The sequence below is a fragment of the Nocardia sp. NPDC001965 genome, from assembly GCF_053594175.1.
The window spans coordinates 664-27,342 of sequence record NZ_JBSFDZ010000028.1 but is presented as its reverse complement, the minus strand read 5'-3'; the positions used below and the strand labels follow the sequence as shown (position 1 = coordinate 27,342).

Below are 26,679 nucleotides of genomic sequence, written 5' to 3'. Positions count from 1 at the left end.
GAACCCGTCCTAGGAAGCGGAATTCAGCCGCACCGGAACCTCCACCGGACCGGCGGTGCTGGTCTGGACCGCGTACTCGATCTCGGTGCTGGGCACAGCCAGGATCAGCTTCGGGAACCGGGTGAACAGCGTTTGCAACGCGATCTTGCTCTCCAGCCGGGCCAGCGGTGCGCCCAAGCAGAAATGCGGTCCGCGGCCGAACACGAGCTGGTCGCGGTGTTCGTGGTCGATATCGAACACCTCGGCGTTCGGGACGAGCGACGGATCCCGGTCGACGCCGCCCCACCACAGCGTCGGCGTGCCCGCCGGGATATCGACACCGGCGACTGTCACATCTTCGACCGGGTAGCGCATGAGCGCCCCGACCACCGAAGAGCGATAGCGCAATGCTTCTTCGACCACATCGGCCCAGCGATTCTCGGTCTGTGCCTTCGCGAGCTGTCCGGGATGATCGCGCAATGCGATCACCGCGTTGCCCAGAAGATGAACCGTGGTCTCGTGCCCGGCCACGATGACCAGCCACAGCACCCCGATCAGTTCCTCCTCGGTGAGCTCGTTCTCCGCGTTGGCCTGCAACAGCGCCGAGGTCAGGTCGTCCCCAGGTTCGGCCCGCTTACTGGCGATCAGTTCGACGAAGTAGCCGCTCATCGCCGCCATGGCCGCCTGGGTCTGTTCGCCGGTGCTGTGCGCCGAGACGATCGTCAAGGTCCAGTCCTTGAGCTGCGACTGCATATCCAGCGGCACCCCGAACAGATTGCAGATCACCCGGACCGGCATGGGCACGGTGTAGTTCGCGACCAGGTCGATCACCTCGGAATCGGGGAAATCGGCGATGAGTTCGTCGGCGATCTGCTGGATCTGCGGTTCCAGCGCCGCGATCCGGCTCGGCGTGAAGGCCTTGTTGATCGTCTGGCGCAACCGCCGGTGCTGGGCACCGTCCTGATTCAGCATATGTTCGGCGTCGGTCAGGGCGCGCAGCGGCCAGTCGGCGGGAATCCGGCCGTCGTGCAGCGCGGGACAGTTCGACGGATGTTTGGCGAAGACCTTGTCGTCGAGCACCTGGTTGGCGGCGCGATGGCTGGTCGCGATGTAGGCACCGACGCCACCGATCAGTTCGATGGGTACGACTTCACCCGCGCGGATCAGCCGCTCGACCGTGTCGTACATCGGCTCTCCGGGGGTCGGAAACTGAATGACGTTCTCGGACATGCTCTCTCCCTGAATTCGGCGCAATCAAGGATCGAGTGTCGGCTGCCACATGTGACCGCACAATCGGGACGCCGGATCCTGCCTCACCCCGATATTCCGGGACACCGGAACATAATTCCGTCGCTCTGTGCGCGGGAGCCGGCGCCGGATCACCCGGCGAGTTTGCCGATCTTCGGATCGTGCACCGCGCCGGAGGCTGCCGGGCGGGCGTTGTCGATGGTGAAGGTCACGCGGTCCGGCCGATAACGGTCCTCGCCGTATTCGAGTGGCACCCCGGCGGCCGACGAAGTGTGCCGCCGCTCCCGTAGCAGCGGTGTGCCCGCGGCGATTCCCAGCAGCATCGCATCGGTCTCGTCGGCGCCGACCGCGTCGATGGTGTGCCGGGCCGAATACAGATCCACGCCCCGGTCCGCGAGGTGGGCGTAGATCGACGCGGCATCCGGATCGAAGTCGAACAGCAACCGGCCCACCGTCTCGACGAAGGCAGCGCGTTCCACCATCACCGGTTCGCCGTCGAGCAACCGCAGCCGCAGCACCTCGATCACCGGAGCGCCGGGATCGATGCGCAGGGCTGCCGCGGCATCGGCAGTGGCGCCCCGGCGGGCGATCTCCACGGTGCGCTGACCGGGGGTGCGGCCGATCCGTTCGGCCCAGGCAGTGAAGGAGAGCAGCGCTTCGAACGGTTGTCCGGCGGCGGTCTCACACACCACGGGGCGGCGGCCCTGCCCGCCCTCGATGAGACCTTCGTGCCGCAGCGTCGCCAGGGCGGTGCGCACGGTTCCGCGTGAAGCCCCGAATTCGTCGCACAGCTCCGATTCCGAGGGCAGCGAGGTACCGGCGGCGAGTTCGCCCCGGCGGATCCGGTCCCGGAGCGTGCCGGAGACCCGGGCGTGCAGGGCTGTCACATCGTCCTCCCGACAGGCGGTGGCATTGATCGTACAAGTCGAATCTGCCCGGTGCGATATCGCCGGAGTTTCGCCGTCGAACTGGAGAAACAGTCGGTGAACTTATATGTACAAGTTCAGCCGACCTCTTGAAACAGCGCAGCGAACCTTGCGAGCATCACCGCCATGGCTCACACCCCCGGCCCCACGCCCGCCCTACCGGAGCATCCGGTCGATCTCGCCGTCGTCGGCGCCGGAATCGTCGGTCTCGCGCATGCGATCGACGCCGTGGAACGTGGGATGCGCGTCGCGGTGGTCGAACGCGACGAACGCGCCGTCGGCGCCTCCATCCGTAACTTCGGCCATATCTGCGCCACCGCGCAGACCGGCGAGGCGCTGGACTACGCGCTCGTCGCCCGGGAGAAATGGCTGCGCCTCGCGGACCTGGCCGGATTCGAGGTCGCGCGCACCGGGACGCTGGTGGTGGCCCGCACCGCCGCCGAACTCGGCGTACTCGAGGAGTTCGCGGCCGACCGCGGTGCCGATCAGGTGCGCCTGCTCGGCCGTGCCGAGGTGGCCCGGCTGTTCCCACCGGCCGCGGACCCCGGTAGCGAGATCGCCGGCGGCGCGCACCTACCGCTCGATCTACGGGTCGACCCCCGGGCGGCGGTTCCGGCGCTGGCCCGCTGGCTGGCCTCGCGCGATGTGCGATTCCTGTGGCACACCCATGTGGGCGCGGTATCCGAAGGCATCGTGCACACCGCGCGCGGGGAGCTGGCCGCGCCCTCGATCGTGCACGCCGCCGGTCACGATATCGACCGGCTCTTCCCGGAGATCGCCGAGGACTACGGGGTGCGCCGCTGCCGGCTCCAGATGCTCGAGATCGCACCGCCCGGCGATATCCGCATCGAACCGGCCGTCCTCACCGGGTACTCCATGCTGCGCTACGGCGGGCTGGCCGCCACCTCCGCGGCCGCGGAGGTCCGGCGCGAGATCACCGGCCGGGCACCCGAAACCCTCGATGCCGTCATGAACCTCATGCTCACCCAGCGGCCGGACGGTGCGGTGGTACTCGGCGACACCCACCACTACGCCCGCACCCATCTGCCCTTCGACGACGAGGCGATCACCGATCTGGTGCTGCGCGAAGGCGCCCGGCTCTTCGCCGTCGACACCCTGCCCGTGCGGAGACGGTGGCGCGGCGTGTACGCAGATTCCCCGAAGACCGATTTCCTGGTGGCCACACCTGTCCCCGGTGTCCGGGTCGTCTCGGTGACCTCCGGCATCGGTATGACCACCGCGCTGGGGTTGGCGCCGACGGTGCTGGAACAGCTGGTGTGAGCGATATCCGGGTGACCCGGACCCGCCACGATGGCGATCCTGCCCGAAGGTCGCCGTGCAGAGGTCGCACACCGGTGCGACCGACATCCAGGCCGGATACCGGTCGCACCGCGAGCCGCGTGATCAGCCTGCGGCGGTGACGATCGTGGCGGTGACCTCGTCGGGGTGGGACACCAGCGAGGCGTGCGAAGAATCGAGCTCGGTGGTCTGCGCGCCCATCCGCTCGGCCATGAACCGCTGCGCGGCCGGCGGAATGACCCGGTCCTGCTGGGAGACCAGGTACCAGCTCGGCTTACCCGTCCAGGACGGCGCGCCGGAAGGTTCCAGGTTGGCGGCCAGCGCGATCGACTTCTGGTGGGCGAGCATATCGGCGGCGGTGGCATCGTCGGTGTCCTGCGCGAAGACATCGTGGAAATACTCGGGCGCCACATAACCGTCGAGATTGCGTCCCGTGATGCCCTGTGGATCGTCGACGACCTTCACCTGCAACGCCGGGGGCAGCAGCTGACTACCGGGGAATCGGACCGGATCCAGGAGCAGCTGCGCGAATTCCCCCTGGGTCGGTGCGAAGGCCGCGACGTAGACCATCGACACGACATCCGGGTCGTGCACATTGGTGATCACGAACCCACCGTAGGAGTGCCCCACCAGTACGATCGGGCCCTCGACGGTATCGAGCGTGCGCTGGATCGCGGCGGCATCGTCGGCCGGGCCGCGCAACGGGTTCTCCGGGGTCAGTACCTGATATCCCTGTCCTCGCAGCTGCGCGGCGACCCCGTTCCAGCTGGTCGGATCGGCGAACGCACCGTGCACCAGAACCACGGTCGGCCGGGGGCCGGCCCAGGCGGGCATCGCGACGGCCGCGAGCGCGACGACCGCGATGAGTACGGCCAGCAGAGCGGAACGCAGAGTACGAATGGCGGTCATTGATCTCCCTGTCCGGTCTCGTTCGGTTTCCTCACGAATTCGAGCAGTCCGGCGCGAACGACGCGCAGCGCCGCACAGGTGATACGGAGGAACAGTGTAGCGGGGCGGGCCCCGGACGAAAGGGCACGATCCACCCGGCGCCGACGACGGGTCCCCTTGCCACCACGACCTCGGGAGAGCAGGGTGAAGAGCACCGGTGGCGCCGCCGGGGCGTTGCCTCGAGCAGAGAGGGGGTGGATCGTGTTCGCGCGATCTACCACGATTCAGGCGCAACCCTCAGCTATCGATGCCGGGATTGCGCATATGCGAGATACCGTGCTGCCCGCCTTGCGGGAAATCCCCGGATGTATCGGATTGTCCCTGCTGGTCGACCGGGACAACGGGCACTGCATCGCCACCAGCGCCTGGGAGTCCGAGGACGCGATGCGCGACAGTACCGACCGGGTCGGCCCGATTCGCGACCGCGCGCTGGCGGCCTTCGGCGGTGGTGCGCAGATCGAGGAATGGGAGATCGCGGGCCTGCACCGGGCCCATCACGCGGACGCGGGTGCGTGCGTACGCGCGACCTGGGTCAAGACCGATCCGTCCCGCCTGGATTCGGCCGTCGAGATCTACAAGGCCGCCACCCTGCCGGCCATGGAGGACCTGGCGGGATTCTGCAGTGCGAGCCTGATGATCAACCGGAAATCCGGCCGAGCCGTTTCGTGCACCACCTACGACAGCGCCGCGGCGATGCGCGCCGGCCGCGAGCAATCGGCGTCCCTGCGGGTCGACGCGGCCCGGCGGACCGGTGTCGAAGCGCTCGACGTGCGGGAATTCGAACTGGCCCTCGCCCACCTGCGGGTCCCGGAGCTGGCCTGACCGGACCCGCTATCCCACGTCTCCGGCGGTGAGGCCCATCCCGGCGGCGAGGTCGGTGAGCACCGCGTCGAACAGCACATCCGGATCGCTCACCGGCATCGGGTAATTACCGAAGACCTCCAGCGTCACATGGCCGTAGAGCCGTACCCAGACCGTCATCATCAGGTACGCCACGCCGAGATCGAACTTCTCGGCCGGGAATTTCTGGTCCGACCCGGCCAGCAGCGCCAGCAGCTCGCCCTGGAACGCCAGCAGATCGGTGCGCAACGCCTCCGGGATCGATTCGGTCGGCGGGGTGGCCAGATCGTAGGCCGCCAGCAGTTTGCCGGCGGCCTCCAGGAACACCAGCCCGAACGATTCGTCGAACCGGCGCACCGTATCGGGACCGCCGGCCGCCGGTGACGCGAACACCAGCGTGAACTCGTTGCGATGGTCGAGCCCCCAGCGCCGGAAGGCACGGCAGATGGCGAAGAGCCGGACCACCCCGTCGTCGGGGAGTTCGGCCACCTGGGCGGCGAGGTCGTCGGCCAGCCGTCGGCAGATATCGCGGCGCAGTGCGGCCAGCAGCTCTTCGCGGGACGGGTAGTAGCGGTAGAGCGCCGGAGCGGTGATACCGAGTGCGCGCGCGATGGCGCGCAGGGTCAGCGCTTCGGCACCCTGTTCCACCAGGAGTTCCGCGGCCACGCGCCGGATGTCCGCGTCACTGACCGCGGGCATCCGGCCCCGCCGCGCGGGAGGTGTCATTCGTAGGCGACCTGCCAGTTCTTGATTCCGTTGAGCCAACCCGACCGTAGCCGAACCGGTTCGGCGACCTGACGCAGGTTCGGCATCACATCGGCGATGGCGTTGAAGATCAGGTCCAGTTGCAGGCGGGCCAGATTCGCGCCGACGCAGTAATGGGTGCCGGTGCCACCGAAGCCGACGTGTGGGTTCGGGTTGCGGGTGCAGTCGAACTCGAACGGGTCGGTGAAATGGTCTTCGTCGAAGTTGGCGGAGGCGTAGAAGAGGCCTACCCGCTGTCCCTTCGCGATCTTCTGTCCGCCGATTTCGGTGTCCTGCAGCGTGGTTCGCTGGAAGGCGATGACCGGGGTCGCCCAGCGGACGATCTCGTCGGGGGCGGTGCGCGGGCGTTCGGCCCGGTAGAGCTCCCACTGGTCCGGGTTGTCGACGAAGGCCTTCATCCCGTGGGTGGTGGCGTTGCGGGTGGTCTCGTTACCGGCGACCGCGAGCAGGATGACGAACCAGGCGAACTCTTCCGAACTCAGCGCCTCACCGTCGATATCGGCGCTGAGCAGCTGGCTGATGATGTCGTCGGCCGGACAACCGCGGCGCTCTTCGGCCAGGTTCCAGGCGTAACCCATCACCTGCGCATTGGCCATCTTGTAGCTGTCGGCGTATTGGGGGTCGTCGTATCCCATCATCTGGTTCGACCATTCGAAGAGTTTGCCGCGATCCTCCTGCGGCACACCGAGCAGTTCGGCGATCGCCTGCAGCGGAAGTTCGCAGGCCACCTGTTCGACGAAATCGCCGCCACCGGTCTTCTTGGCGTCGTGCACGATCCGCTCGGCGCGCTCGCGCAGGGCGTCGCGCAGGCTCTGGATCGCGCGGGGCGTGAAACCGCGGGAGATGATTCGGCGCAGTTTGTCGTGCTCCGGCGGGTCGGTGTTGACCAGCATGGCCCGCTGGATATCGATCTCGTCCCGGGTGATCTCGCCGTTGAAGCGGATCACCGCGGTATTGGCGTGGGTGGAGTAGACCTCGGAGTTCTTCGAGATCTCCTTGATGTGGTCCAGCTTGCTGACCACCCAGTAGCCGCCGTCGTCGAAACCGCTCACCCCGTTCGGCTGATCGACCCACCACACGGGGGCGGTCCGGCGCAGTTCGGCCCATTCCTCGATGGGCAGCCGGGCTGCCAGCAGGTCGGGATCGGTGAAATCGAAATCGTGGGAGAGGGACGGCGCGGCCACTCTGCCTCCTTACGAAGTTGAAACATGCGGTTCGCGGGGGCCGGAGCGACGGCGGTATCGCAGCACCGTGCTTCCTGGCGGAACCCTGTCCCCAGGAGTGAACCACACCACATCCCATTTGTGAATGGGTTTTAGTAAATAGCGTTCACAAAATCCGGCCGCGGCCCGATCGCGACCTTTCGGCTAATTTTTCGCTACTTTTTCCCGGGGGCCCTCATTGCACTGCGCGAACACCGGCGGGAGCCGCACAATGAGTTGTTCGTCCCAGATCCTGACCAGCCCGGTATCCGCATGAGCACAACTCCCGACCCCTCCGGAGGACGAAGCACATGACGACCATGGAAATGCCGCACGTCAGCGAATGCACAGTGAACAGCTGTTCGTACAACCACGACGGTTGCCACGCCTACGCCATCAACGTCTCCGGCCAGAACGGCAGCGCCGACTGCGCCACCTTCATCCCGCTGGCGGTCCGGGGCGGCCTGGACACCGTCACCAGCATGGTGGGAGCCTGCCAGCGCGCGGACTGCGTACACAACACCGACCTCGAATGCACAGCAGGTGAGATCCGGGTCGGCCCGGGCAGTGCCCACCATTCGGCCCGCTGCACGACTTACACCCCGCGCTGACCGATCGGCCGGTCACCCGGCCCGGACCGAGCCTGGACGAATCGGCCACCGCACCCGGCGGTGACCGATTCGTCCCTGCACACCGGTTGCGTCACCGACGGAAAGGCACGGTCATATCCACAACGGATCCCCGTAGACGACACCTCGCTCGTCCACCGCGTCCGATTTCATCTGGATCTCGGTGTACTGCCGGATCACGGCCGGTCCGATACATCCGTTGATGACGAGATGGACATCGTGGTACACCACCCGGCCGGGCACCCCCGGCACGATGTCCTTGTCCACCAGCGGGACGTCGGCGACCTCTCCCGGTGCGATCCCGATGGAATACCCCGGAGAGTCGTAGGTCACGCCCGCGCCCCCGGAAGCCCCGGTGAGTTCGACGGCGCATCCGACGTGATAACCCACGTGGAGTTCACCGCCCCCGCCCTCGCCGACACTGCTGTAGGCGGTCCCGGAGACGAAGACCTCGCGTACCGTCCCCGACGCGTTCAACGGCGGAACCTTGTTCACGGTCTCACCGGAATGTCCCACCACGAAAGCCGGTCCACCCTCCGCAGCGAAAATCTTCTCGTGTGGCGCCATATAGACCACTTCCGCATGGACGCCGGGCGCTGTCGATACAAGAGAAATCAAAACCGAACCTGCGCCCATCGCACACGACAGAAGCCTTTTCGCGGGAGATTTCATGCGCGGAACAGTAACAGAGGGAAACGGTCACTCGGACTTGCCTGGCGGCGTGTCGATTCCGGTTAGACCTGCGGATTCACCTCCTGCACCACAGGCTACGACCGAGCCCGGAAATCCGCCGAGCCGATAATCGCGACCCGGCCCGGCGAGTCGGACGACTTCGTCGAACACCCACAGAAGTCCCCACCGAAAAAGTACACCTGCCATTCTGTTACGGCCCTGGAGAATTCGCCTCCCAGGTTCACCGAGATAGTATTTTCCGGGCACTCGGAACCATTACGGTCCGCGACGGAGTCCGACGAGTTCACCCGGCAGCCGGAGCATTCGGCCGGTGCCGCCCACCGTTACCAGGGTCCCCGGCCGAACAAGATCGGCCGAGCGACCGAGTTCGGGCCGTCCACGAAGGGCGTCAACCGGCTCACTGTCGTGATCTGGACGGCGTCGGTCACCGTCCCCAGGACAGCGGGCGCTGCGGGCGGAGGCCAGAAGCTGTACACCTCAGGATCCCGTTGCGGCCCGATGAGCCGCCCCGTCGCTACTGCGGTGTGGCCGTTGAACTCCCCCCAGCCGTCCCACATGATCACATCCCCACGACCGGGCCGCGGGCCGTCGCGATCGCTCATATCGAGATCCCGCGTTCCGTGCGGAAACGTGGAGTCTCGAGCATGCCGCGGAAAATCACTCGGCAGAAAGCCCTGCAGCCGATTCCGCCGGGCCCTCCTACCCAGCAGCGGCGCATACTGCGACCGGAGCTGGGCGTGGGTCAGCACGCCCGCGTGGGCCGCGGCCCACATGACCATCTCCCGGCAGTTGAACCCGGACTCCGGATCGAGCCCGGGTAGTGGGCCCTCGGTCTCCGCGGTGATCCATTGCTCGAATTTTCGCTGGTGCAGGAATCGTGGCAGGAAATTCGTCCACGTGGCCTGCGCTCCGGAGAGATGGATCCGATGCAGCTCATCCGCTACGACCAGCCCGGGATGACGATCCACCGAGCCGGACGGCGACGATTCGCCGCGCGGCAGCCCGTCTACGTCTTCCGCTGGGCGGCCGCCGAACCCGCGTGCCGCCGTCCGGTCCTTACCCTCCGCGAAGTCGGCCGCCTTGCCGACTTCGCCGCCCACCGTCCGCGGCGGGTGTTCGGCGGCCCGGCCGGCCTCGGCAACTACACCGCGCACGCGTCGGTGCAGTTCGTCGAGAACCCGGCGCAGCATCTCGGTCCTCCGGCTCCGATACGAGGGCACTGGAACAGCCCGGCGCGATGGGGACGATCGGATCGTAAGAGGGTTCGCTGCGCAGCGGAAGCCGAAATCACCGAACGGGCGATTTGTTACCGGGCGCCCGCCAATTCGGTCACCGCGCGCAGGAGCACATTGATTCCGTCGGCGCAGGCTTCGGGCGAGGAGTACTCCCGGGGATTGTGACTGATGCCGTCGTAGCGTCCCGGGACGAAGATCATTCCGGCCGGGCAGAGCGCGGCGATCTCACCGGCGTCGTGACCCGCCCCGGAAGTTATTCCGGTACAGCTCATTCCGAGATCAACGGCCTGTTTCTCGATCAGATCACGCATGGACTTCGGGAACTCCACCGGCGGCGTCCGCGCCGTGGTGCGCGCGGTGACGGTGACACCGGTGCGCTCCGCCACCTCCGCGATACAGACTGCGAGGTCGTCCTCGGCCCGGCGCATGGCAGCTCCGTCGTGGTTGCGCAGGTCGATCGTGATCAGCGCTTTCTCCGGCACGATATTGATCAGGTTCGGATAGACCTCCTGACGGCCCACGGTGGCCAGCATCCGGCCGTAGTCGCCGGATTCCACCATCTCGTCCAGCCGTACCGTGATCAACGCCGCGGCCAGGCCCGCATTGCGGCGCAACTGTTGCGGAGTGGCACCGGCATGCGCGGCGCGGCCGCTGATCAGCAGTTCCAGCCAGGTGATCGCTTGCACGCCGTGCACGACACCGATCCGCGTTCGGGCGGCGTCCAGCACCGGCCCCTGCTCGATATGGCATTCGAGATAGGCGAACGGCGGCGCGATCGGCACCGGCACCTCGCCGGACAGTCCGTGCCGGTCGAGCTCGGCGCCGACCGTGACACCGTCACGATCGGTACGTTCCCGGGCCCGGTCCAGTTCGATCCGCCCCGCCGCCACGGCGCTACCGAGCATATCGGTGCCGAACCGGACGCCTTCCTCCTCGGTGAATATCGCCACCTCGACCGGCCGCTCGGTGGACACCCGGTGATCGTTCAGCGTGCGGATCACTTCGAGACCACCCAGCACGCCCAGGCAGCCGTCGAAGCGGCCCGCCGTGGCGACGGTATCGATATGCGACCCCATCAGGACCGGGGCGAGGGTGTCGTCCAGTCCGGCCCGCCGGGCGTACACATTGCCGATCCGGTCGGTTCGCACGGACAGCCCGGCCGCACGCATCCAGCCGAGAACGAGCTCCCGCCCGGCCATATCGGCGTCGGTGAGCGCCAATCGGCGCACACCCATCAGGCCGGTGCTCTCATCGGAATACGCGCCGACCGCGCCCAGTTCGGTCAGCGATCGCCACAGCCGGTCGGAGTCGATCCGGATCGGCCGGTCCGAGTTGTTCATCTAGACCTCCGATCCAGCGGCGAGCCGAGCGCCGGTGATGCGGTCGAAATTCGCGATATCGGTGGCCCCTTCGGTGGATATCACGAGGACCCGGTCATCGGGGCCCAGCCCCAGCGCCGGGGCGTGGGCGAGGATCCCGGCGAGACCGGCCGCACCGCTCTCCCCCGATACGAGACCGTCGGCGTACATCAGCCGCATCGCGTCCTCGGCGGCGGAATCGGCGATCGTGACGAAGGTGTCGTACCCGGCCGAGACATCCGGCCAGGCGATCACCGACGGTGTGCCGCAGTTGAGCCCGGCCATGATCGAGCGCTGCGGGCCGGGGATGGTGGTGACGCCGCCCGCTTCCACACTGGCGGTCACACAGTCGGCGTCGGTCGGTTCGACGCCGATCAGCCGGATCCCCGGTTCACCGCTGAATCCACGGGCCACCGCCGCGGCGAAGGCACCTACTCCGATCTGGGCGGCGACCACGGTGGGCCGCGGAACCGTCCCGGCGGCGATCTCGTCGAGTATCTCGGTGATCATCGTGGAGTACCCGTCGATGACCCAGGACGGCGGTTCGGTGTACCCCGCCCAGGAGGTATCGGAGATGACGAGCGCGTCGGCGCCGGCCAGTTCGGCGCTGCGGCGGATCGCGTCGTCGTAACCGCCGGCGACGATCTCCACCTCGGCACCTTCGCCGGCGATCGCGTCGATGCGCGCCCGCACCATATCCTCGGGCACCAGGATATGGGCGGCGAGGCCGAGTAGCGCGGCCATCCGGGCCACCGCGCGACCGTGATTACCGTCGGTGGCCGAGATCAGGCGCGGCCGGCCGTGACCGGCGAGTTCGGTTTTCAACTCGCCGAGCGAGATCGCGCTGTCGGCGGGCAGGCCGAGATACGCGAGCAGACTCCGGTAGGTGGCCCAGGACGCGCCGAGGATCTTGAAAGACGGCATTCCCATCCGGCCCGCTTCGTCCTTGGCGTGGACCGATCCGATACCCAGCCGGGTGGCGGCCGCCGGTAGCGCCACGACCGGCGTGCGCCGGTAACCGGGCATGGATTCGTGGAAGGACCGGCTCCCGCCGACGAGTGAGCGTACGGAAGCCTTGGACACCAAAGGGTTCCGTACCAGTCGAGGTTCTGACATTGCGTTCCTCCCGGGCCGGCGAATAACGGGTTCAGCGTAGAAATTTGTATGACAACTGTCAAGTGACTTAAGTCAGATCGTCCTGCTAGGCTGCGGACGCGTCCGGCACATTTCTCGACCCAGGCGAGCGAAAGGGTTTCCGCGATGGCCACCAAAGCCCCCGCCGGCTCCGAGGGCATCGGCGACGACATCTCGCGCATCCGCGCCCGGCGCCAATTGCACGCCGAGATCCGCGACGCGATCCTCAACGAGTTCGTCCTGTCCGGGCGGCTGGAAGCCGGTGCGCGGCTACCGTCGGAGAGCGAGCTCTCCCGGCTGTTCGGTGCCTCCCGGGTGACCATCCGGGCCGCCCTGCAGAGCCTGAAAGACCAGGGCTACATCCGGATCGTCCGCGGCTCCGGATCGATCGTGCTGCCGCGGCCGGAATCGATCAGCTCCGGTATCGACCGACTCTCCTCGTTCGACACCTTCGCCGCGCAGTCCGGTCAGCAGATCCGCACCGCCGACCTCGAATTCACCGTCATCGAGCGCGAGGACGACCCGCTCGCCGCGGTATTCGAACCCGGTCCGGTCACCAGGGTGTCGCGGACGAAGACGATCGGCGACCGCAAAGTCGCGCTGATCGTCGACTACGTTCCGCATTCGATCCTGCCGGCCGAGGTCCTGCGCCGCCGGTTCGACGGTTCGGTCCTCGATCTGCTGCTCGCCGATGGACTGGCCGAATACTCCGACTGCACATTGACTCCCGTCGTCGCCACCGGAGAAGTCCTCGGCGAACTGGGCTGCCCGGCGGGCAGTCCGCTGCTGCAACTCAGCGAACTGACCCGGGACTCGCTCGGGGCGATCGTCGATCGCAGTGAGGCGTGGCTCTCGCCGGAGGTGTTCCGGTTCCAGCTGCGCCGGCGCCGCGAGAGCTGAGCGACCGCGGCGCTGGGCCCCGCCCACGAGTTCCGCCCCGCCCACGAGTATCGCGGCGGGGCGGAACCGCTCCGTCAGATCGAACCGGTCGCCGGCGTCGTGCTGTTCTCCCCGGACCGCTCCTTCTCGGCCTGCGGCCCGTAGGCATCCCCCACCAGCCGTCCGCGGCGACCGTCGATCAGATGGATCGCCAGGAACGAGGCAAGTCCGCACAGGCTGCCGAAGATGATGGAGGCGATCTGGAAAGGTTCGTCGCCGAGTTCCCAGACGAATCCGGACACCGTGCCCACGACGATCGAGACCACGCCGGCCACCCGGCTCGTCTTCTTCAGCACCAGCGCGAACAGGAAGGCCGAGAAGGGTCCGGCCGATCGCATGGTGAAAGCGAAGACCAGCAGCGGTATGATGGCCTGGCTCCACAGCGAGATCAGTGTGGCCAGTATCCCGACGACCACCACGGCGATCCGGCTGTACCTGATCTCGTTGTCCGCGTCGACCTCCCGACCCAGTTTGGGCAGTAGATCCTTGATGAAGATGGTCGAGGATCCGAGCATGTTCCCGCTCGCGCTGGACAGGGTCGCCGATACCACCGCGCTCAGCAGCAGACCCGCGATCAATCCGGGCAGCAATCCGACGGAGACGGTGGCCAGCGCGTTGTTGGCATCGATATCGGGATACACGGCGAGCGCGATCAACCCGAGTACCGCCGGGATGAACGCGTACAGCGACATCAGCACACCGCACAGCAGCGAACCGAGCACCGCGACCCGCGGCGTCCGGGCCGAGTAGTAGCGCTGTACCGCCTCCTGACCGGTGGAGAAGGTCATGAAGTAGAGCACCACGAGCCCGATGATGGTGGGCCAGCCGATCTTGGTGAAACCGAGCTGCCCGTCCGGGAGGTTGTCCACGACAGTGCTCCAGCCACCGGCATTGTGCAGCGCGAACGGTACCGCCACCGCGAAACCACCGACGATCAGGAAGAACTGCACGAAATCGGTGAGGGTGACACTCCACATCCCGCCGATCCAGGTGTAGAAGATGACCGCCACCCCGGTGAACACGATCGCCCACGGCAGGCTCACTCCGCCCAGTGTCGACACGATGGTCGCCGTGGCAGTGATCTGTACCGCGGTGAGCGCGACCAGCGCGACGCTGCCCAGCACCGCCGACATCGTCTGCGCGGCCGCTCCGTAACGCCGGCCGATGACCTCGGGCACTGTCACAGCCATGGTGCGGCGCATCGCGGGCGCCACGAAGGACACCAGCAGGATGCCGATACCGGCGGCCACGACGTACCAGCCCGCCGAGAGCCCCCAGTCGCCGTAGGCCTTACTGGCCACGCCGACCGAGCTGCCGCCACCGATCTCGGTGGCCGCCAGCGTTCCGGCCATCATGAGTACGCCGAGACGGCGGCCGGCGAGGTGGTAGTCGGTTCCGTCCTTGATCCGGGTCCGGGAGTACAGGCCGATCCCGACCATAACGGCCATATAGACCACCATGATGGTGATGACGGTCGCGTTCATTGTCGATCCTCAGGTGTTCAGATCTGCTCGGACGCAGACTTTTCGGATTCCGCGGCGAGCAATGCCCGGAGCAGCACGGCGAAGCCGTGTGCGCCGAGGTACAGGTCGTCGAGGTCGATGGATTCGTCGGTGGTGTGGGCCCGGCCGGGATCCCCCGGCCCGAACCCGATCGTGGGAATTGCGAGCCGGCCGGCACTGGCCGACCCGTTCGTGCAGAACCGGTAGTACGCAGGCCGGTCGTCGAGGCCGGCCGCGGCGAACGCACGGAGCACCGGGGCGGCCGGCCAGCGGTCGGCGGGAAACCACCAGGCCGGCGCGAAGGATTCGGCACTCACCTCGGTCCCGGTCCAGGTGGTGAAACCGGTGCGGGCGAGTTCGATACGCACCCGCGCCCCGGCGGCGGCCGCCACCCGGCCGGCGTGCTCGCGGAGCGGGCCCAGCACATCGGCGGCGGTTTCGCCGAGTACGGTCCGGCGGTCGTAGGTCGCGACACAGCGATCCGGCACTACCGAGACATTCGGATACGGCGCGGATTTCAGGTTGGTCAGGGCCATCATGGCGGGGCCCAGGTCCGGGTGGTGCGGGAATTCCAGACCGCGCAACGCGACCAGCACATCGGCCATCACCTCGGCCGCGTTCACCCCGGCGTCGGGATAGGCCGAATGGCACGACCGGCCCGACACTTCGACCACCACTTCCGCCCGCCCGCGCTGCCCCAGCATCAACCGGTTCGCGGACGGTTCGCCGATGATCACCACATCGGGACGTACCCGGTCGAGCACCCGGGTCAGCGCCGGGCCCTCGACCAGTTCCTCGCAGACGGTCCCGCTGATCACGACGGTCCCCCGCTGCACCCCGGTGAGCGCCGCGGCCCCGTACACCGCGGCCGCAAGCGGGCCCTTCATATCGATCGTGCCGCGGCCGTAGACCACTGCGCCCGCCACCTCGCCCCACGGATCGTGCGACCACCGGGCCGGGTCGGTGACCGCCACCGTGTCCAGGTGACAGTCGACCAGGATGACAGGACCGGGGCCGAAGCGCCTGGTGCCGATCACATTCCCCCAGTCGTCGACAGTGACCGAGAACCCGAGGGCTGCCAGCTCGGCGCTCAGCACCCGCACTGCCGGTTCCTCGGCCGTGGCCTGGCTACGCGCCGCGATCAGGCGCAACAGGAATTCCCGGAGGGCGTCACGGTCGGTATCGCCGCCGCGGAATCGGCTCGTGGCGGTCGCGCTCATCTCAGACCCCACCCGCATCGATGGCTCCGGTGACGGTTCCCGGCCGCGCCCCGGTGTGCGCGCCCGTTCGCCATACCGCTGTCCCACCGACTGTCACGAGGTCCACGCCGTCGGGGGTGCGATGCGGATCGGCGTAGGTCGCCGTGTCCACGTAACGCCGCGGGTCGATCAGCACCAGATCCGCGCGCAGCCCCGCGGCGATCGCGCCGCGGTCGTCGAGCCCCAGCAGCCGGGCCGGGCCCGTCGAGAGCCGGTGCACGGCGTCCGGCAGCGTGATCAGCCGCTCCCGCAGCGCGAATCGGCCCAGCACTCTGGGGGCCGTACCGTAGAGCCGCGGATGTGGATGCGGATTGAAGACCCCGTCGGAGCCGACCATCGCACCGGACCGGACGAAGATCTCCTGAACTACGGTCTCGGCCGAGTAGTGATCGATCATGGCGGCGTCGAGATCGGTATCGGACAGCAGATCCAGCACCGCGAACGCCGGATCCGTGCCGGTCTCCTCGGCGATCCGCGCGACCGTCTTGCTCATATCGCCGCTTCGCGGGGCGGCGGCCTGGGTGATCACGATGTTGTCGGGCCCGCAGGCGCCGAAGAGGTTCTCCCAGTTCGGGATGCCCTGGTGCATATCGCGGCCCATCCGTTCCCGTTCGGCGGGATGGCGCAACCGCTCGAGGGTGGCGGCCGGACCTCCGTCGAAGGCGTAGGGCGGTAGTAGCGCACTGAGCAGGGTGCTGCCGGCGCCGTACGGATACTGGTCGAAGGTGAGCCGGATCCGGTCCCGGGCCGAGCTGAGCAGATCGATCAGGTCCGCGAGCAGTTCCGGTACTCCGACGAGTTTGACGTGCGAGATATGCAGCGGCGCCCCGGTGAGCTCGGCGACCCGGACGAATTCCGCGATCGAATCGAGCACCCCCGCCGCCTCGTTGCGCACATGCGGGACCAGCGGGACGTCGAATTTCGCCGCGGTCTCGGCGATACCGATCAGCTCGGCGGTGTCCGCGTAGAGGCCCGGTGCGTAGATCAGGCCGAACGACACCGCCCGGCAGCCGGCGGCCAGCGACTCCTCCACGAGATTGCGCATTGCCGCCATCTCGCGCCGGTCCGGGCGCCGATCGGCATTACCCATCACCGTTTCGCGAACCGCGCTGTGCGGAACACAGGCGACCATATTGGCGGCCGGACGGGCTTGCGCCAGCGCGCGCAGATACTGTTCCGTGCCCAGCCAGTTCCAGGGCGCGGCCACGCTCGGTTCGAGGCCCATGAGGTACTGCCGCCGGCTGTCCAGCGTCGTAACGGTCACCGGCGCGGGCCCGAGACCGTCCGGGCAGATCAGTTCGGTCGTGAAACCCTGGGCGATCTTCGGGGTCAGCAGCGGGTCGTCGAAGGGGCGCAGCGCGGAATGCGCGTGCAGATCCACGAACCCGGGCAGCAGCAACCGGCCGGTCCCGTCGATGCGTTCACCTGCGGATTCGACGGGTAGCCGTGGTCCGACCGCGGCGATGCGGCCGCCTTCCACGGCGACATCGGCGGTTCGGACACCGGTCTCGTCGACGACGTCGACGTCGGTGATCAGCAGGGCTGCCTCCACGGTGCCTCCAAATTTGTATGACAACTGACATGAGTTCTAACACAGGGTGGTGGAACAGGGAAGAGTCACAGACGGGGAAGAAACATGATGGTTACGTGCGATCAGCCCCGAAATCCGGTCGACACGCACGGTCAGGGGCATACCGGGGTCACCACCGGTGGTGTGCGGCAGGCGGAGATCCCGGGCCGGCCCCGGCTACCGTGGCGACGTGATCCCGGGGACGAGCACGCCACCCAGGCCGGCCCACGGCTCTCCCGACCGCCACGCGGCCCCGCGCCGAGATGCGCCGGACGCCCACCGCACACCGGTGCGACGATGCTGATCCGATCCGAAGAATTGCTGCGCCTACTGCGCAGGAGCGCCACCGACCTGGTCGAACACCTGACCGAGGCAGGCCGATAACGGCGCGCGACGTCGAATCGGCCGGCCTGGAGGCGAAAACGGCCGCCGGTGCGATACCCGGGGCCGACCGGGGCTTGCACCTGCCCCCGGGAGAATCCCGCTCGGGCGCACCACCTTCGGACGGTCCGGGCCGGCTCTCCGATTCCCTACCGGAGAGGTTCTACAACGGCGCCCGGCTTCGGCAGTGCGACCAGATCTTTCCCGCGGCTTTCGCCCGCGACGCCGCCGAGGCCGGCTACATCCGCTCCGCGTCGCACTCCACGGCGGGAGACGTCGTCTATCCGACCGACGGTGACGATATCGCCGACGGCTACGACACGATCACCAGCTGGACCGATGTCCGCGACGGCACGAAGCGTTTCCACCCCGCCGGGATGGTCCTCGGTATCGACGCCGGGCGCCTCCGGGTGGATCGAATGGCCCCCGACGGACATTCGGCGCGCGACTACGTCGAAGGCGTGAGCGACCGAGTCTTCACCACGCCGGGCCGAGTGGCCACCTCCGATATCGTGAGCGTCCGATTCCAGACCTACGACAACATCATCGCCGACCCCGAGGTCACTCTGGTCGCCGACGGTTTCCCGGGTTTCGACGGGCTGCCGCCCGCGGCCCTGCGCGACCCGCGCTGGTCGGCGACCGGCTGAACCGGATCGCCGCGGCGGTGCGTGAGCACTACCCATCGCTCGATGTCACCGTGGGCGGCAATCCACTCCCCGGCGACGAGGCCGTCCGTGCCTTTCTCGCGACCTGAGCGTACGGTCGTCCGGCCGGACGGACCGGGGCACTATTTGGTGAGCCCGGCTTCTCCCCACACGCCGTTGCCCGCCTGGCTGCAACTCTCCAAATTCCCGCCCACGAACAAGAAACTGATCGTCAGGTTCTGCGCTCCCGCCACCGACACATCCACCGCCGGTGATTGCCCCACCGGAACGTTGCCGGAGGAATAGATCGATTTTCCGTCGGCGATCAGTTCGAACTGGAGTACCGATTGGGAATTACCCCCCTCGGCGATACCGATTGTCGAAGTGAACCGCGACCATTCGCGATTCAGGTTGTAGGTGTGACTCACCTCGGTATCGCAACCGCTGAACTGCTGATAGATCGAATGCGGGTACGACGTGCCGTTGACCGACATGGTCCCGGTATACGCCGTGCCACTGGTGGGTGACAGGTCCGCCAGGTACTGCTTGGGCAGCGGAGCGGCGGGCGACGGGGCCGGAGCGGCGGGGAGGGCCGGGGTCTCGGTCGCCGTAATCTCCTGTGCTGTATCGGATTCCGCTTCCGTTGAGCCCGAACCGATCAGCAGCGAGACCACCAGACCGACGACGGCCAGCGCGACACCCGCTCCCGATACGAGCAATACCCCGCGCTCGGCGCCGTGGGCACTCGTGCCGGGCCCGGCACCGGTCGCCAGTGAATTGGGGCGCGGGATCGGCCCGCGAGTGGGTTCGGTTGGGTTGGACACGCGCACACTCTTCTTCGACGGAACTCGACGGGGCCCGGCCGGACGCCGCAGCAGAGATATACCACGCCGGGCGGGGCGATGGAATTGGAGCGCTTCGATCGATTGCCCGGCCCACCCGTGCGGGATTCGAATTCTCCGTGCTCGGCGGCGGGATATCGAAAAGGTCGGCGGGCTTTCACTTTTCATAGGTCCGGACCGGAGACGCGACCGGCCGGGCCACCGGTAACCACCTTTCACATCCGCGCCGAGCGAGGAACCAGGTTTCGATACGGTACGTACTGTACCGTTAACGTATGATCACCGAAACCGACTGGCCCGCGAACCTGGGCGTGGCCCAGGTCAGGTTCGCCCGCCCCACCGACCGGCTCGACGACGTGATCCGGTTCTACGTCGAGGGCTTGGGTCTGCGCGAGCTGTACCGGTTCGACAACCACGCCGGCTACGCCGGGGTGATGCTCGGCCTGCCGGGCACCGGCTACCACCTCGAATTCACCAGCCATATCGACGGCAGCCCCGGTGCCGCGCCGAGCAAGGAGAACCTGCTCGTGCTGTATTTCGAGTCCGCGGAACGGATGTTCGAGACCGTGGAACGCCTGGGCGAATTCGGCGCCGAACCGGTCCCCACCGAGAATCCGTACTGGGCCGCGCACGGGGCCCTGGCCTTCCCCGATCCCGACGGCTGGCAGGTCGTACTCGTACCGCGGCCGGTGTTCTGATGGCGGGCCGCACCAGAGACGAGCGCATCGACAGCGCGGTACTGAGTGCCGCGCGGAGCCTGCTCGACACCGAGGGATACGCGGGGCTGACCATCGGACAGGTCGCCGCCACCGCCGGTATCCATCGCCCGGCGATCTACCGGCGCTGGCCGTCCAAACGACATCTGGTGGTCGCGGTGGTCGCCGATCTGCTCGGGCTCGAACCCACACCCGATACCGGCGATCTGCGCGCCGACCTGGTGCGCTCGATGCGAGAACTCACCGCCGCACTGCACGACACCTCGCTGGGCCGGGTACTCCCCGCCCTGGTCGCCGATCTCGCCGCCGACCCGGAGCTGCGTGAACAACTGTGGTCCACCGTATTCGGCCCACGCCGGGACAGTACGGCGCGCGCCCTGCGGTCGGCGATCGCTCGCGGTGAGCTGGACGCGGCCGCCGATATCGAGTTCGTCCTGGACGCAGTGGCCGCGCCGATCTACTTCCGGGCGCTCTTCGGACATCTCCCCCTGTCCGACGACCTCGCCGACCGGTCGGTGGATACGATCCTGCGCGCACTACGGCCCGGGCCCTGAACACATTCGGACGGCGGCGGGCAACCGCGCCGGAGACCGGACGGAGATGGGTCACAACGTGCCGCAGGTCACCGCGACGGAAAGGAACGGGCGGTACGGTAGTCTCTCGGTAGTACCCGCGCCAGATGCGCACACACGTACTCCTCCGTCGCGGATTACAGCCTTTCGCGTCGGGACCCGCGACGCCGCCACCTCGAGTAGGCGCGGACAGACGGTCCGAACGGACGTCGCGGTATCACCTCCGATGCCGAAAGGCGCCCATATCTTCATGCCTGCCAACACTGCTGCTGTGCAGTCCTTCGCCGATCTCGGTGTGCCCGCCGATATCGTCCGCTCCCTCGCCGACGGCGGTATCACCCAGCCCTTCCCCATCCAGAGCGCGTCTCTTCCCGATACCCTCGCGGGCCGCGACGTCCTCGGCCGCGGTAAGACCGGTAGCGGGAAAACCCTGGCCTTCGGGATTCCGGTGGTCGCCCGGCTGGCCGACGCGAAGCGCGCGCCGGGGCTACCCACCGGATTGGTCCTCGCGCCCACCCGCGAACTCGCGACCCAGATCGCCGCCACGCTGACCCCGCTCGCCGAGATCCGCGGCCTCCGGGTCACCACCGTCTTCGGTGGTGTTCCGGTGAACCGGCAGATCCGAGCCCTCAAACAGGGTGTCGATATCGTCGTCGCCTGCCCCGGCCGGCTCGAAGACCTGATGAAGCAGCGTGCGGTATCGCTCGACGCGGTACGCATCACTGTCCTCGACGAAGCCGACCATATGGCCGATCTCGGATTCCTGCCCGGCGTGACCCGGATCCTGAACGCGACCCCGCGCGACGGGCAGCGGCTGCTCTTCTCGGCGACGCTGGACAACGGTGTCGGGAAGCTGGTCGACCGGTTCATGCGCGCCCCTGTTTCGCATTCGGTCGACGAAGCTGCCGCGCCGCCGCCGAAGATGGAACATCACGTCTTCGAGGTCGACGGCGCCGCGGCGAAGAAGGAACTCGTCCGGGCCCTGGCCGCCGGCAGCGGTCGCCGCATCCTGTTCATGCGCACCAAGCACCATGCCCGCCGGCTCGCAGGTGAACTGTCCCGCGCCGGTATCGCGGCCGTCGACCTGCACGGTAATCTCTCCCAGCCCGCCCGCGACCGCAACCTCGCCGCCTTCGCCGCGGGCACCGCCCGCGTGATGGTCGCGACCGATATCGCGGCCCGCGGTATCCATGTCGACGATCTCGAGTTGGTGGTCCACGTCGACCCGCCCGCCGAGCACAAGGCGTATCTGCACCGGTCCGGCCGCACCGCCCGCGCGGGTACCGCCGGCACCGTGGTCACCCTGGTGCTGCCCGAACAGCGCAAGGATGTCGCGGCGCTGCTGCGGAAAGCCGGTATCGATGTGAGCGCGCGTCCGGTGACCCCCGATTCGCCGGTACTCGCCGGTCTCGCGGATTTCGCGGCCGCCGCCGAAGCCGCGGCCGCCGCGCCGCGCAAGACCGACACCGAGGAGACACCCCGGGCCTCGACCGGCAGCCGGCGCGGACAGCGCGGTCGCCGGGGCGGTCCGGGCACCCGGGCCGGTGGCCACGCCGATTCCGCGAGGTCGGGTGCGCGCACGGCGACAGGTGAGCGGAGCCGCCCGGAGGGCGCCGGAAAACGATCGAGGCAGAGCGAACGGTCGGGCGCGGCCGAACACGCCGGGGCCCGGGGGTCGAGCGGTCGGCGCGGGAACGCGGCCGGACGGTCGGGCAGCCGGTCCACCGCCCCGGGCCACGAGGCCCGCCCCACCTCCGCCCAGCGCAGCCAACCGGTGTCCGGCGCGAAACGCGGCGCGGATCCGACTCGCACCGGGGGTGGGAAGTCCGCTGCCGGTCAGTTCGATTCGGCGCGTGGTCAGCGCCGGCCCCGCCGGGCTACCCGGCCCGCCGGATGAGTTCGACCTGCTCGTAGCGCCCCGACCGGCAGACCCGTTCCGACTCCGTCCGAACGGCCGCCGGACTCGGATCAGCCGCCGATAAGACAACCGCCCGCCCCCGCGTAACTGCGGGGGCGGGCGGTTGCCGTAGTGGAACTCAGTGCGCGAGTACCGGTTCCCCTTCGGCCGGAGCCGGGACGGTGCTCGGCAGCAGGAACGCCAGCACGACGGCGCCGAGGACGAAAATGCCCGCGGCCCAGGTGAAGCTGGTGGTGTAGCTCTCGATGGCCGACTGTGCGACCGTGATCTGGTTCGGCGTCCGCCCACCCAGATAATCGCTCGCCGCCGATGCCGCGATGGTGCTCAACATCGCGGTGCCGATCGAACCACCCACCTGCTGACTGGTGTTGATCATCGCGGACGCGACTCCGGCGTCGTCGTGCTTCACACCGGCGGTGGCACTCTGGAACGCCGTCGACATCGCTCCACCGAGGCCGAGGCCGAGGAGGATCAGCCCGGGCAGGATATGTGAGGCATATCCGGTGTCGAGCCCGATCCGGGTCAGCCAGGCCATCCCGAGCGCGGCGATCGCGAACCCGCCACTGACGATCACCTTCGGCCCGAACTTCGGCAGCAGCAGTGACGGGGTGGTGGTGGAGGAGGCGACCATCGCCGCGACCATCGGCAGGAACGCCACACCGGTCATGATCGGCGAATAGCCCAGCGTCAGCTGCATGTAGTAGGTCAGGAACAGGAAGATCGCGAACATGCCGATACCCATGACGAACACCGCGAGGTAGGCCCCGCCTCGGGTGCGGTCGAGCACGATGCGCAGCGGCAGCAGTGGATGTGCCACGCGGGTTTCGAGCCAGACGAACAGACCGAGCAGTACCGCGCCACCGACGAGGAACGCCAGCGTGACCGGGTTCGTCCAGCCGTCGCTCTCAGCGTGTGAGAACCCGTAGACGATGCCGAACAGGGCAGCAGTGACCACCACCGTTCCCGGGAGATCGAGTTTGGGTCGCGTCGTGGCGACATGTTTGGCCAGCAGCAGTACCGCACCGACGAGTGCCACGGCCGCGAAGGCCAGGTTCACGAACATCACCCAGCGCCACGAAGCCCATTCGGTGAGCGCGCCGCCGAGCAGCAGGCCGATCGCGCCGCCGGTTCCGGCGACGGCGCCGAAGATACCGAAAGCCTTCGCCCGTTCGGACGGTTCGGTGAAGGTGACGGTGAGCAGCGACAGTGCGGCCGGCGCGAGCACCGCACCGAAAACGCCCTGCCCGATACGGGCCGCGACCAGCATCTCGAAGTTGGCGGCCGCACCACCGATGGCAGAGGCCACCGAGAAGCCGATCAGGCCGACGATGAAGGTGTTACGCCTGCCGAACAGGTCGCTGAGGCGCCCGCCGAGCAGCAGCAGACTGCCGAAGGCCAGCGCGTAGCCCGTGATCACCCACTGCCGGCTGGCATCGTCGAAGCCCAGATCACGCTGGGCCTCCGGCAACGCGATATTCACCACAGTCGCGTCGAGTACGACCATGAGCTGGGCGACGCCGAGCACGGCGAGAACCCACCACCGCAGCGCGTGCGAACCGCGCCTGCCCGACGGTATTTCCTGCGCGGATGGACCGCGATCGATCGTGGTAGTCATCTCGCCCCTCGAAGGAAGGTTGGATTGGGAGGAAGAAAGAGAGAAGCGGAGATATCATCTCCGCTTACATGAAGACTAACACAATAACGGAGGATCGCCCTCCACTTAATCCCACCGTTGGTAGAATGCCGATGTGAAACACGCCACGACCCTGCGCGCACCCCGGCGTCTGCGCGCCGACGCCGCACGCAATCAGCAACGCATCGTCGAGGCGGCCCGCGAACTCTTCGCCGACCGCGGGCTCGAGATCACCCTCGACGACGTCGCCGAGCGCGCGGGCGTCGGCGTGGGCACGGTCTACCGTCGTTTCGCCAACAAGAAGGAACTCATCGCCGAGGTCTTCGAACACAGCCTCGGCGCCTTCGCCGATACCGCCGAGAAGAGCCTGCGCGACCCCGACCCCTGGCACGGCCTGGTCCAGTTCGTCGAATACGCCTGCCGGCATCTCGCCGTCAACCGCGGCTTCAGCGAGGTCATCCTCGAACTCGACCTCGACACCGAGCGTTTCCACGGCCTGCGCGACCGGATCAAACCCGCCGTCGCCGCGATCGTCGACCGCGCCCGCGAGGCCGGGGTCCTCCAACCCGATATCGAACCGTCGGACCTGTTCGCGATGATCCACATGGTCGACGGCCTGGCCGAATTCGCCAAACCGATCAACCCCGAGATCTGGCGCCGCTATATGGCCATCACCCTCAACGGTATTCGCGCCGATAATGTCGCGCGCCAGGAACTCCCGGTCCGCGCCCTCACCGACGACGAGGTCGATCAGGCGAAAACCGCCAAGGCCGCCCCCTGCGCCGGCCGTCGCCGCTGACCGGGCCACCGTAGCGCCCGACGACTACCCGGGCGCGCCGGCCCGGCCACCGCCCCGGCACGACCCATGAGCCGGCCACCGCGGCCGTCCGCTATAGCGGTCACACGGGCGGATCGGCAGCCACCCGGCACGACGCGAGAGATCGCCGAGAAACGATGTCCGCCCACGATGCGCCGGCAGCCGGCGGGCTCGGCGCTGGTCAAGCAACTCGATGCCTCGGCCTCCGCAGGCGACGAACGTACCCCGTTCGTCGCCTGCGGTAATGGTCATGCCCGGGAGTTCACCGCAACCGGGAATGCCCCGGGGGCGATGCCGCCCAGAGTACCTGTGCCGGAAACCTTTCCGGCACAGGTCCGCCTCTTACAATCCTTGTCCCGAGCTGGTACCGGGAGCGTCCTCGGGGGGTTCACCACCCTCCGTGGATTCGCCTTCGCCAGGCGGCTGCCCCTCGGCAGGCGGTTGCCCTTCACCGGGCGGCTGACCCTCGGAAGGGGGCTTGCCTTCACCAGGAGGCTGACCCTCGCCCGGCGGCTGACCCTCCGCAGGAGGCTGACCCTCGCCCGGCGGCTGACCCTCACCAGGAGGCTGACCCTCGCCCGGCGGCTGACCCTCCGCAGGAGGTTCACCCTCACCAGGAGGCTGACCCTCACCGGGCGGCTGACCTTCCGCAGGAGGTTCACCCTCACCAGGAGGCTGACCCTCACCGGGCGGCTGTCCCTCACCCGGAGGCGGCACACCCGGCCCGGGGTTGGGCGCGGGAGCGGAAGCCGGCGGGCCATCGGACTCGTCCTTATCGGATTCCTCGTCGCCCTTGTCATCGCTACCGCCCTCGTCTCCGGCGAGACCTTGAGCCATCATCGCCATCATGAGCGGGGTCATCATGTCGGCACCGCCTCCGCTGGAGCCGCCACCGACACCGGGGGTCGGGGTGACACCAGGACTCGGACTCGGGCTGGGGCTCGGAGCGGGACTCGGACTCGGGCTGGAGCCGGAGCCGGAATCACCCGATTTGCTTTCGCCGGAACCGAGTTCGTCTGCCGACAGTTCACCCGATCCCAAGCCGTCAGGTCCGAACAAGCCCGATGGTGAACCCGTGCCGGGCGAACCCGAACCGGGCGAACCGGGCGAACCGGGGCTCGGCGTACCAGGACTCGGCGTACCGGGGCTCGGCGTACCGGGGCTCGGTGTACCAGGACTCGGCGAACCAGGTGAACCGGGTGTGCCGGGCGAACCAGGCGTATAAGGACTCGGCGTACCCGTACCAGGGCTCGGCGTACCCGTACCAGGGCTCGGCGTACCCGTACCAGGGCTCGGCGTACCCGAACCGGGAATGTCGGCCGGCGTGTTTCCTTTTCCTTTGTCGTCGGTCGGCGTTTCCACGGAAGGCTCGTCACCACCGAAGTAGTTGCTCGCCGCGTAGGCGATGCCGGCACCTGCCGCGACTCCGATACCGACCTTCTTGATTGTCGAGCCCCGATCCGAACCCGGCGAACCCGAACCCGGTGAACCCGAGCCGCTCGGCGAACCCGTTGGTGTGCCCGGCGAACCCGAACCCGGCGAACCCGAACCCGGCGAACCCGAACCCGGCGAACCCGAACCCGGCGAACCCGAACCCGGCGAACCCGAACCCGGCGAACCCGAACCCGGC

General features: G+C 68.0%; 24 protein-coding genes. 10 read left to right on the top strand and 14 right to left on the bottom strand.

The features are described from left to right. Nucleotides 1–9: 9 nt before the first annotated feature. On the bottom strand, nt 10–1,209 hold the full coding sequence (locus ACWCPQ_RS27745) for a cytochrome P450 family protein (RefSeq protein ID WP_449904233.1): 1,200 nt from the start codon (nt 1,207–1,209) through the stop codon (nt 10–12). A gap of 149 nt (nt 1,210–1,358) precedes the next feature. Beyond that, nucleotides 1,359–2,114 carry a GntR family transcriptional regulator gene (locus ACWCPQ_RS27740; protein ID WP_449904231.1) on the bottom strand — a complete coding sequence of 252 codons (756 nt, stop codon included), beginning with the start codon at nt 2,112–2,114 and terminating at the stop codon, nt 1,359–1,361. A gap of 165 nt (nt 2,115–2,279) precedes the next feature. Here ACWCPQ_RS27740 and ACWCPQ_RS27735 point away from each other — a divergent pair, with 165 nt between their 5' ends. Further along, nucleotides 2,280–3,434: a TIGR03364 family FAD-dependent oxidoreductase gene (locus ACWCPQ_RS27735; RefSeq protein ID WP_449904229.1), complete on the top strand. Its 1,155-nt coding sequence runs from the start codon at nt 2,280–2,282 to the stop codon at nt 3,432–3,434. 123 nt (nt 3,435–3,557) lie between these two features. On the opposite strand, the gene ACWCPQ_RS27730 is transcribed toward ACWCPQ_RS27735, so the two are convergent. Beyond that, a complete protein-coding gene (locus ACWCPQ_RS27730) occupies nt 3,558–4,361 on the bottom strand; it encodes an alpha/beta hydrolase (protein WP_449904227.1) in 804 nt (267 codons plus the stop codon). Between the two features lie 240 nt (nt 4,362–4,601). Here ACWCPQ_RS27730 and ACWCPQ_RS27725 point away from each other — a divergent pair, with 240 nt between their 5' ends. Beyond that, nucleotides 4,602–5,222, top strand: a complete 621-nt coding sequence (locus tag ACWCPQ_RS27725) for an antibiotic biosynthesis monooxygenase (protein WP_449904226.1) — start codon at nt 4,602–4,604, stop codon at nt 5,220–5,222. Between the two features lie 9 nt (nt 5,223–5,231). On the opposite strand, the gene ACWCPQ_RS27720 is transcribed toward ACWCPQ_RS27725, so the two are convergent. Both ACWCPQ_RS27720 and ACWCPQ_RS27715 read right to left on the bottom strand, forming a co-directional pair. Beyond that, the gene (locus ACWCPQ_RS27720) at nt 5,232–5,966 is read right to left on the bottom strand and encodes a TetR/AcrR family transcriptional regulator (protein ID WP_449904223.1); all 735 of its coding nucleotides are present in this window, start codon (nt 5,964–5,966) and stop codon (nt 5,232–5,234) included. Then, complete coding sequence (locus tag ACWCPQ_RS27715) at nt 5,963–7,189, bottom strand: cytochrome P450 (protein ID WP_449904221.1); 1,227 nt, start codon at nt 7,187–7,189, stop codon at nt 5,963–5,965. The genes ACWCPQ_RS27720 and ACWCPQ_RS27715 overlap by 4 nt, the downstream gene beginning before the upstream one ends. A gap of 329 nt (nt 7,190–7,518) precedes the next feature. Here ACWCPQ_RS27715 and ACWCPQ_RS27710 point away from each other — a divergent pair, with 329 nt between their 5' ends. After that, nucleotides 7,519–7,818 carry a DUF1540 domain-containing protein gene (locus ACWCPQ_RS27710; protein ID WP_449904218.1) on the top strand — a complete coding sequence of 100 codons (300 nt, stop codon included), beginning with the start codon at nt 7,519–7,521 and terminating at the stop codon, nt 7,816–7,818. A 111-nt stretch (nt 7,819–7,929) separates the two neighbouring features. Here the strand turns inward: ACWCPQ_RS27710 and ACWCPQ_RS27705 are convergent, their stop codons facing one another. The 4 genes from ACWCPQ_RS27705 to ACWCPQ_RS27690 form a co-directional block, all read right to left on the bottom strand. Further along, nucleotides 7,930–8,454 carry an MspA family porin gene (locus ACWCPQ_RS27705; RefSeq protein ID WP_449904216.1) on the bottom strand — a complete coding sequence of 175 codons (525 nt, stop codon included), beginning with the start codon at nt 8,452–8,454 and terminating at the stop codon, nt 7,930–7,932. Between the two features lie 398 nt (nt 8,455–8,852). Continuing rightward, nucleotides 8,853–9,719: a hypothetical protein gene (locus ACWCPQ_RS27700; protein ID WP_449904214.1), complete on the bottom strand. Its 867-nt coding sequence runs from the start codon at nt 9,717–9,719 to the stop codon at nt 8,853–8,855. A gap of 116 nt (nt 9,720–9,835) precedes the next feature. Then, complete coding sequence (locus ACWCPQ_RS27695) at nt 9,836–11,104, bottom strand: hydantoinase/carbamoylase family amidase (protein ID WP_449904211.1); 1,269 nt, start codon at nt 11,102–11,104, stop codon at nt 9,836–9,838. Then, entirely contained in the window at nt 11,105–12,205 is a 1,101-nt protein-coding gene (locus tag ACWCPQ_RS27690) for a diaminopropionate ammonia-lyase (protein ID WP_449904209.1), read from the bottom strand. It lies immediately after the preceding gene. Between the two features lie 177 nt (nt 12,206–12,382). Between ACWCPQ_RS27690 and ACWCPQ_RS27685 the strand changes: the two genes are divergently transcribed. Further along, nucleotides 12,383–13,156, top strand: coding sequence for a GntR family transcriptional regulator (locus ACWCPQ_RS27685; protein WP_449904206.1), 774 nt, complete (start codon nt 12,383–12,385; stop codon nt 13,154–13,156). Nucleotides 13,157–13,230: 74 nt separating this feature from the next. Here the strand turns inward: ACWCPQ_RS27685 and ACWCPQ_RS27680 are convergent, their stop codons facing one another. Genes ACWCPQ_RS27680 through ACWCPQ_RS27670 form a run of 3 tightly spaced genes read right to left on the bottom strand, consistent with a single transcriptional unit; the run spans nt 13,231 to nt 17,508 of the window. Then, nucleotides 13,231–14,679 (bottom strand): sodium:solute symporter family protein, encoded by a 1,449-nt coding sequence (locus tag ACWCPQ_RS27680; protein WP_449904204.1) that lies wholly within the window; start codon nt 14,677–14,679, stop codon nt 13,231–13,233. A 17-nt stretch (nt 14,680–14,696) separates the two neighbouring features. Continuing rightward, the gene (locus tag ACWCPQ_RS27675) at nt 14,697–15,917 is read right to left on the bottom strand and encodes a YgeY family selenium metabolism-linked hydrolase (protein WP_449904202.1); all 1,221 of its coding nucleotides are present in this window, start codon (nt 15,915–15,917) and stop codon (nt 14,697–14,699) included. A 1-nt stretch (nt 15,918) separates the two neighbouring features. Further along, nucleotides 15,919–17,508, bottom strand: coding sequence for an N-acyl-D-amino-acid deacylase family protein (locus tag ACWCPQ_RS27670; RefSeq protein ID WP_449904201.1), 1,590 nt, complete (start codon nt 17,506–17,508; stop codon nt 15,919–15,921). A gap of 476 nt (nt 17,509–17,984) precedes the next feature. Here ACWCPQ_RS27670 and ACWCPQ_RS27665 point away from each other — a divergent pair, with 476 nt between their 5' ends. Beyond that, on the top strand, nt 17,985–18,554 hold the full coding sequence (locus ACWCPQ_RS27665) for a hypothetical protein (protein ID WP_449904199.1): 570 nt from the start codon (nt 17,985–17,987) through the stop codon (nt 18,552–18,554). Between the two features lie 140 nt (nt 18,555–18,694). On the opposite strand, the gene ACWCPQ_RS27660 is transcribed toward ACWCPQ_RS27665, so the two are convergent. After that, nucleotides 18,695–19,375: an NPCBM/NEW2 domain-containing protein gene (locus tag ACWCPQ_RS27660; protein ID WP_449904196.1), complete on the bottom strand. Its 681-nt coding sequence runs from the start codon at nt 19,373–19,375 to the stop codon at nt 18,695–18,697. Between the two features lie 293 nt (nt 19,376–19,668). Between ACWCPQ_RS27660 and ACWCPQ_RS27655 the strand changes: the two genes are divergently transcribed. The 3 genes from ACWCPQ_RS27655 to ACWCPQ_RS27645 all read left to right on the top strand — a co-directional run bounded on the left by ACWCPQ_RS27655 (nt 19,669) and on the right by ACWCPQ_RS27645 (nt 22,578). Then, a complete protein-coding gene (locus ACWCPQ_RS27655; protein WP_449904194.1) occupies nt 19,669–20,091 on the top strand; it encodes a VOC family protein in 423 nt (140 codons plus the stop codon). Then, the gene (locus tag ACWCPQ_RS27650) at nt 20,091–20,663 is read left to right on the top strand and encodes a TetR/AcrR family transcriptional regulator (protein WP_449904191.1); all 573 of its coding nucleotides are present in this window, start codon (nt 20,091–20,093) and stop codon (nt 20,661–20,663) included. The genes ACWCPQ_RS27655 and ACWCPQ_RS27650 overlap by 1 nt, the downstream gene beginning before the upstream one ends. A gap of 268 nt (nt 20,664–20,931) precedes the next feature. Continuing rightward, nucleotides 20,932–22,578 carry a DEAD/DEAH box helicase gene (locus tag ACWCPQ_RS27645; RefSeq protein ID WP_449904188.1) on the top strand — a complete coding sequence of 549 codons (1,647 nt, stop codon included), beginning with the start codon at nt 20,932–20,934 and terminating at the stop codon, nt 22,576–22,578. Nucleotides 22,579–22,717: 139 nt separating this feature from the next. On the opposite strand, the gene ACWCPQ_RS27640 is transcribed toward ACWCPQ_RS27645, so the two are convergent. Continuing rightward, nucleotides 22,718–24,214 carry an MFS transporter gene (locus tag ACWCPQ_RS27640; RefSeq protein ID WP_449904185.1) on the bottom strand — a complete coding sequence of 499 codons (1,497 nt, stop codon included), beginning with the start codon at nt 24,212–24,214 and terminating at the stop codon, nt 22,718–22,720. 133 nt (nt 24,215–24,347) lie between these two features. Here ACWCPQ_RS27640 and ACWCPQ_RS27635 point away from each other — a divergent pair, with 133 nt between their 5' ends. Both ACWCPQ_RS27635 and ACWCPQ_RS27630 read left to right on the top strand, forming a co-directional pair. Continuing rightward, nucleotides 24,348–25,031, top strand: a complete 684-nt coding sequence (locus ACWCPQ_RS27635) for a TetR/AcrR family transcriptional regulator (protein WP_449904184.1) — start codon at nt 24,348–24,350, stop codon at nt 25,029–25,031. Between the two features lie 1,459 nt (nt 25,032–26,490). Then, a partial coding sequence (locus ACWCPQ_RS27630) for a hypothetical protein (RefSeq protein ID WP_449904182.1) occupies nt 26,491–26,679 on the top strand: 189 nt, incomplete at its 3' end.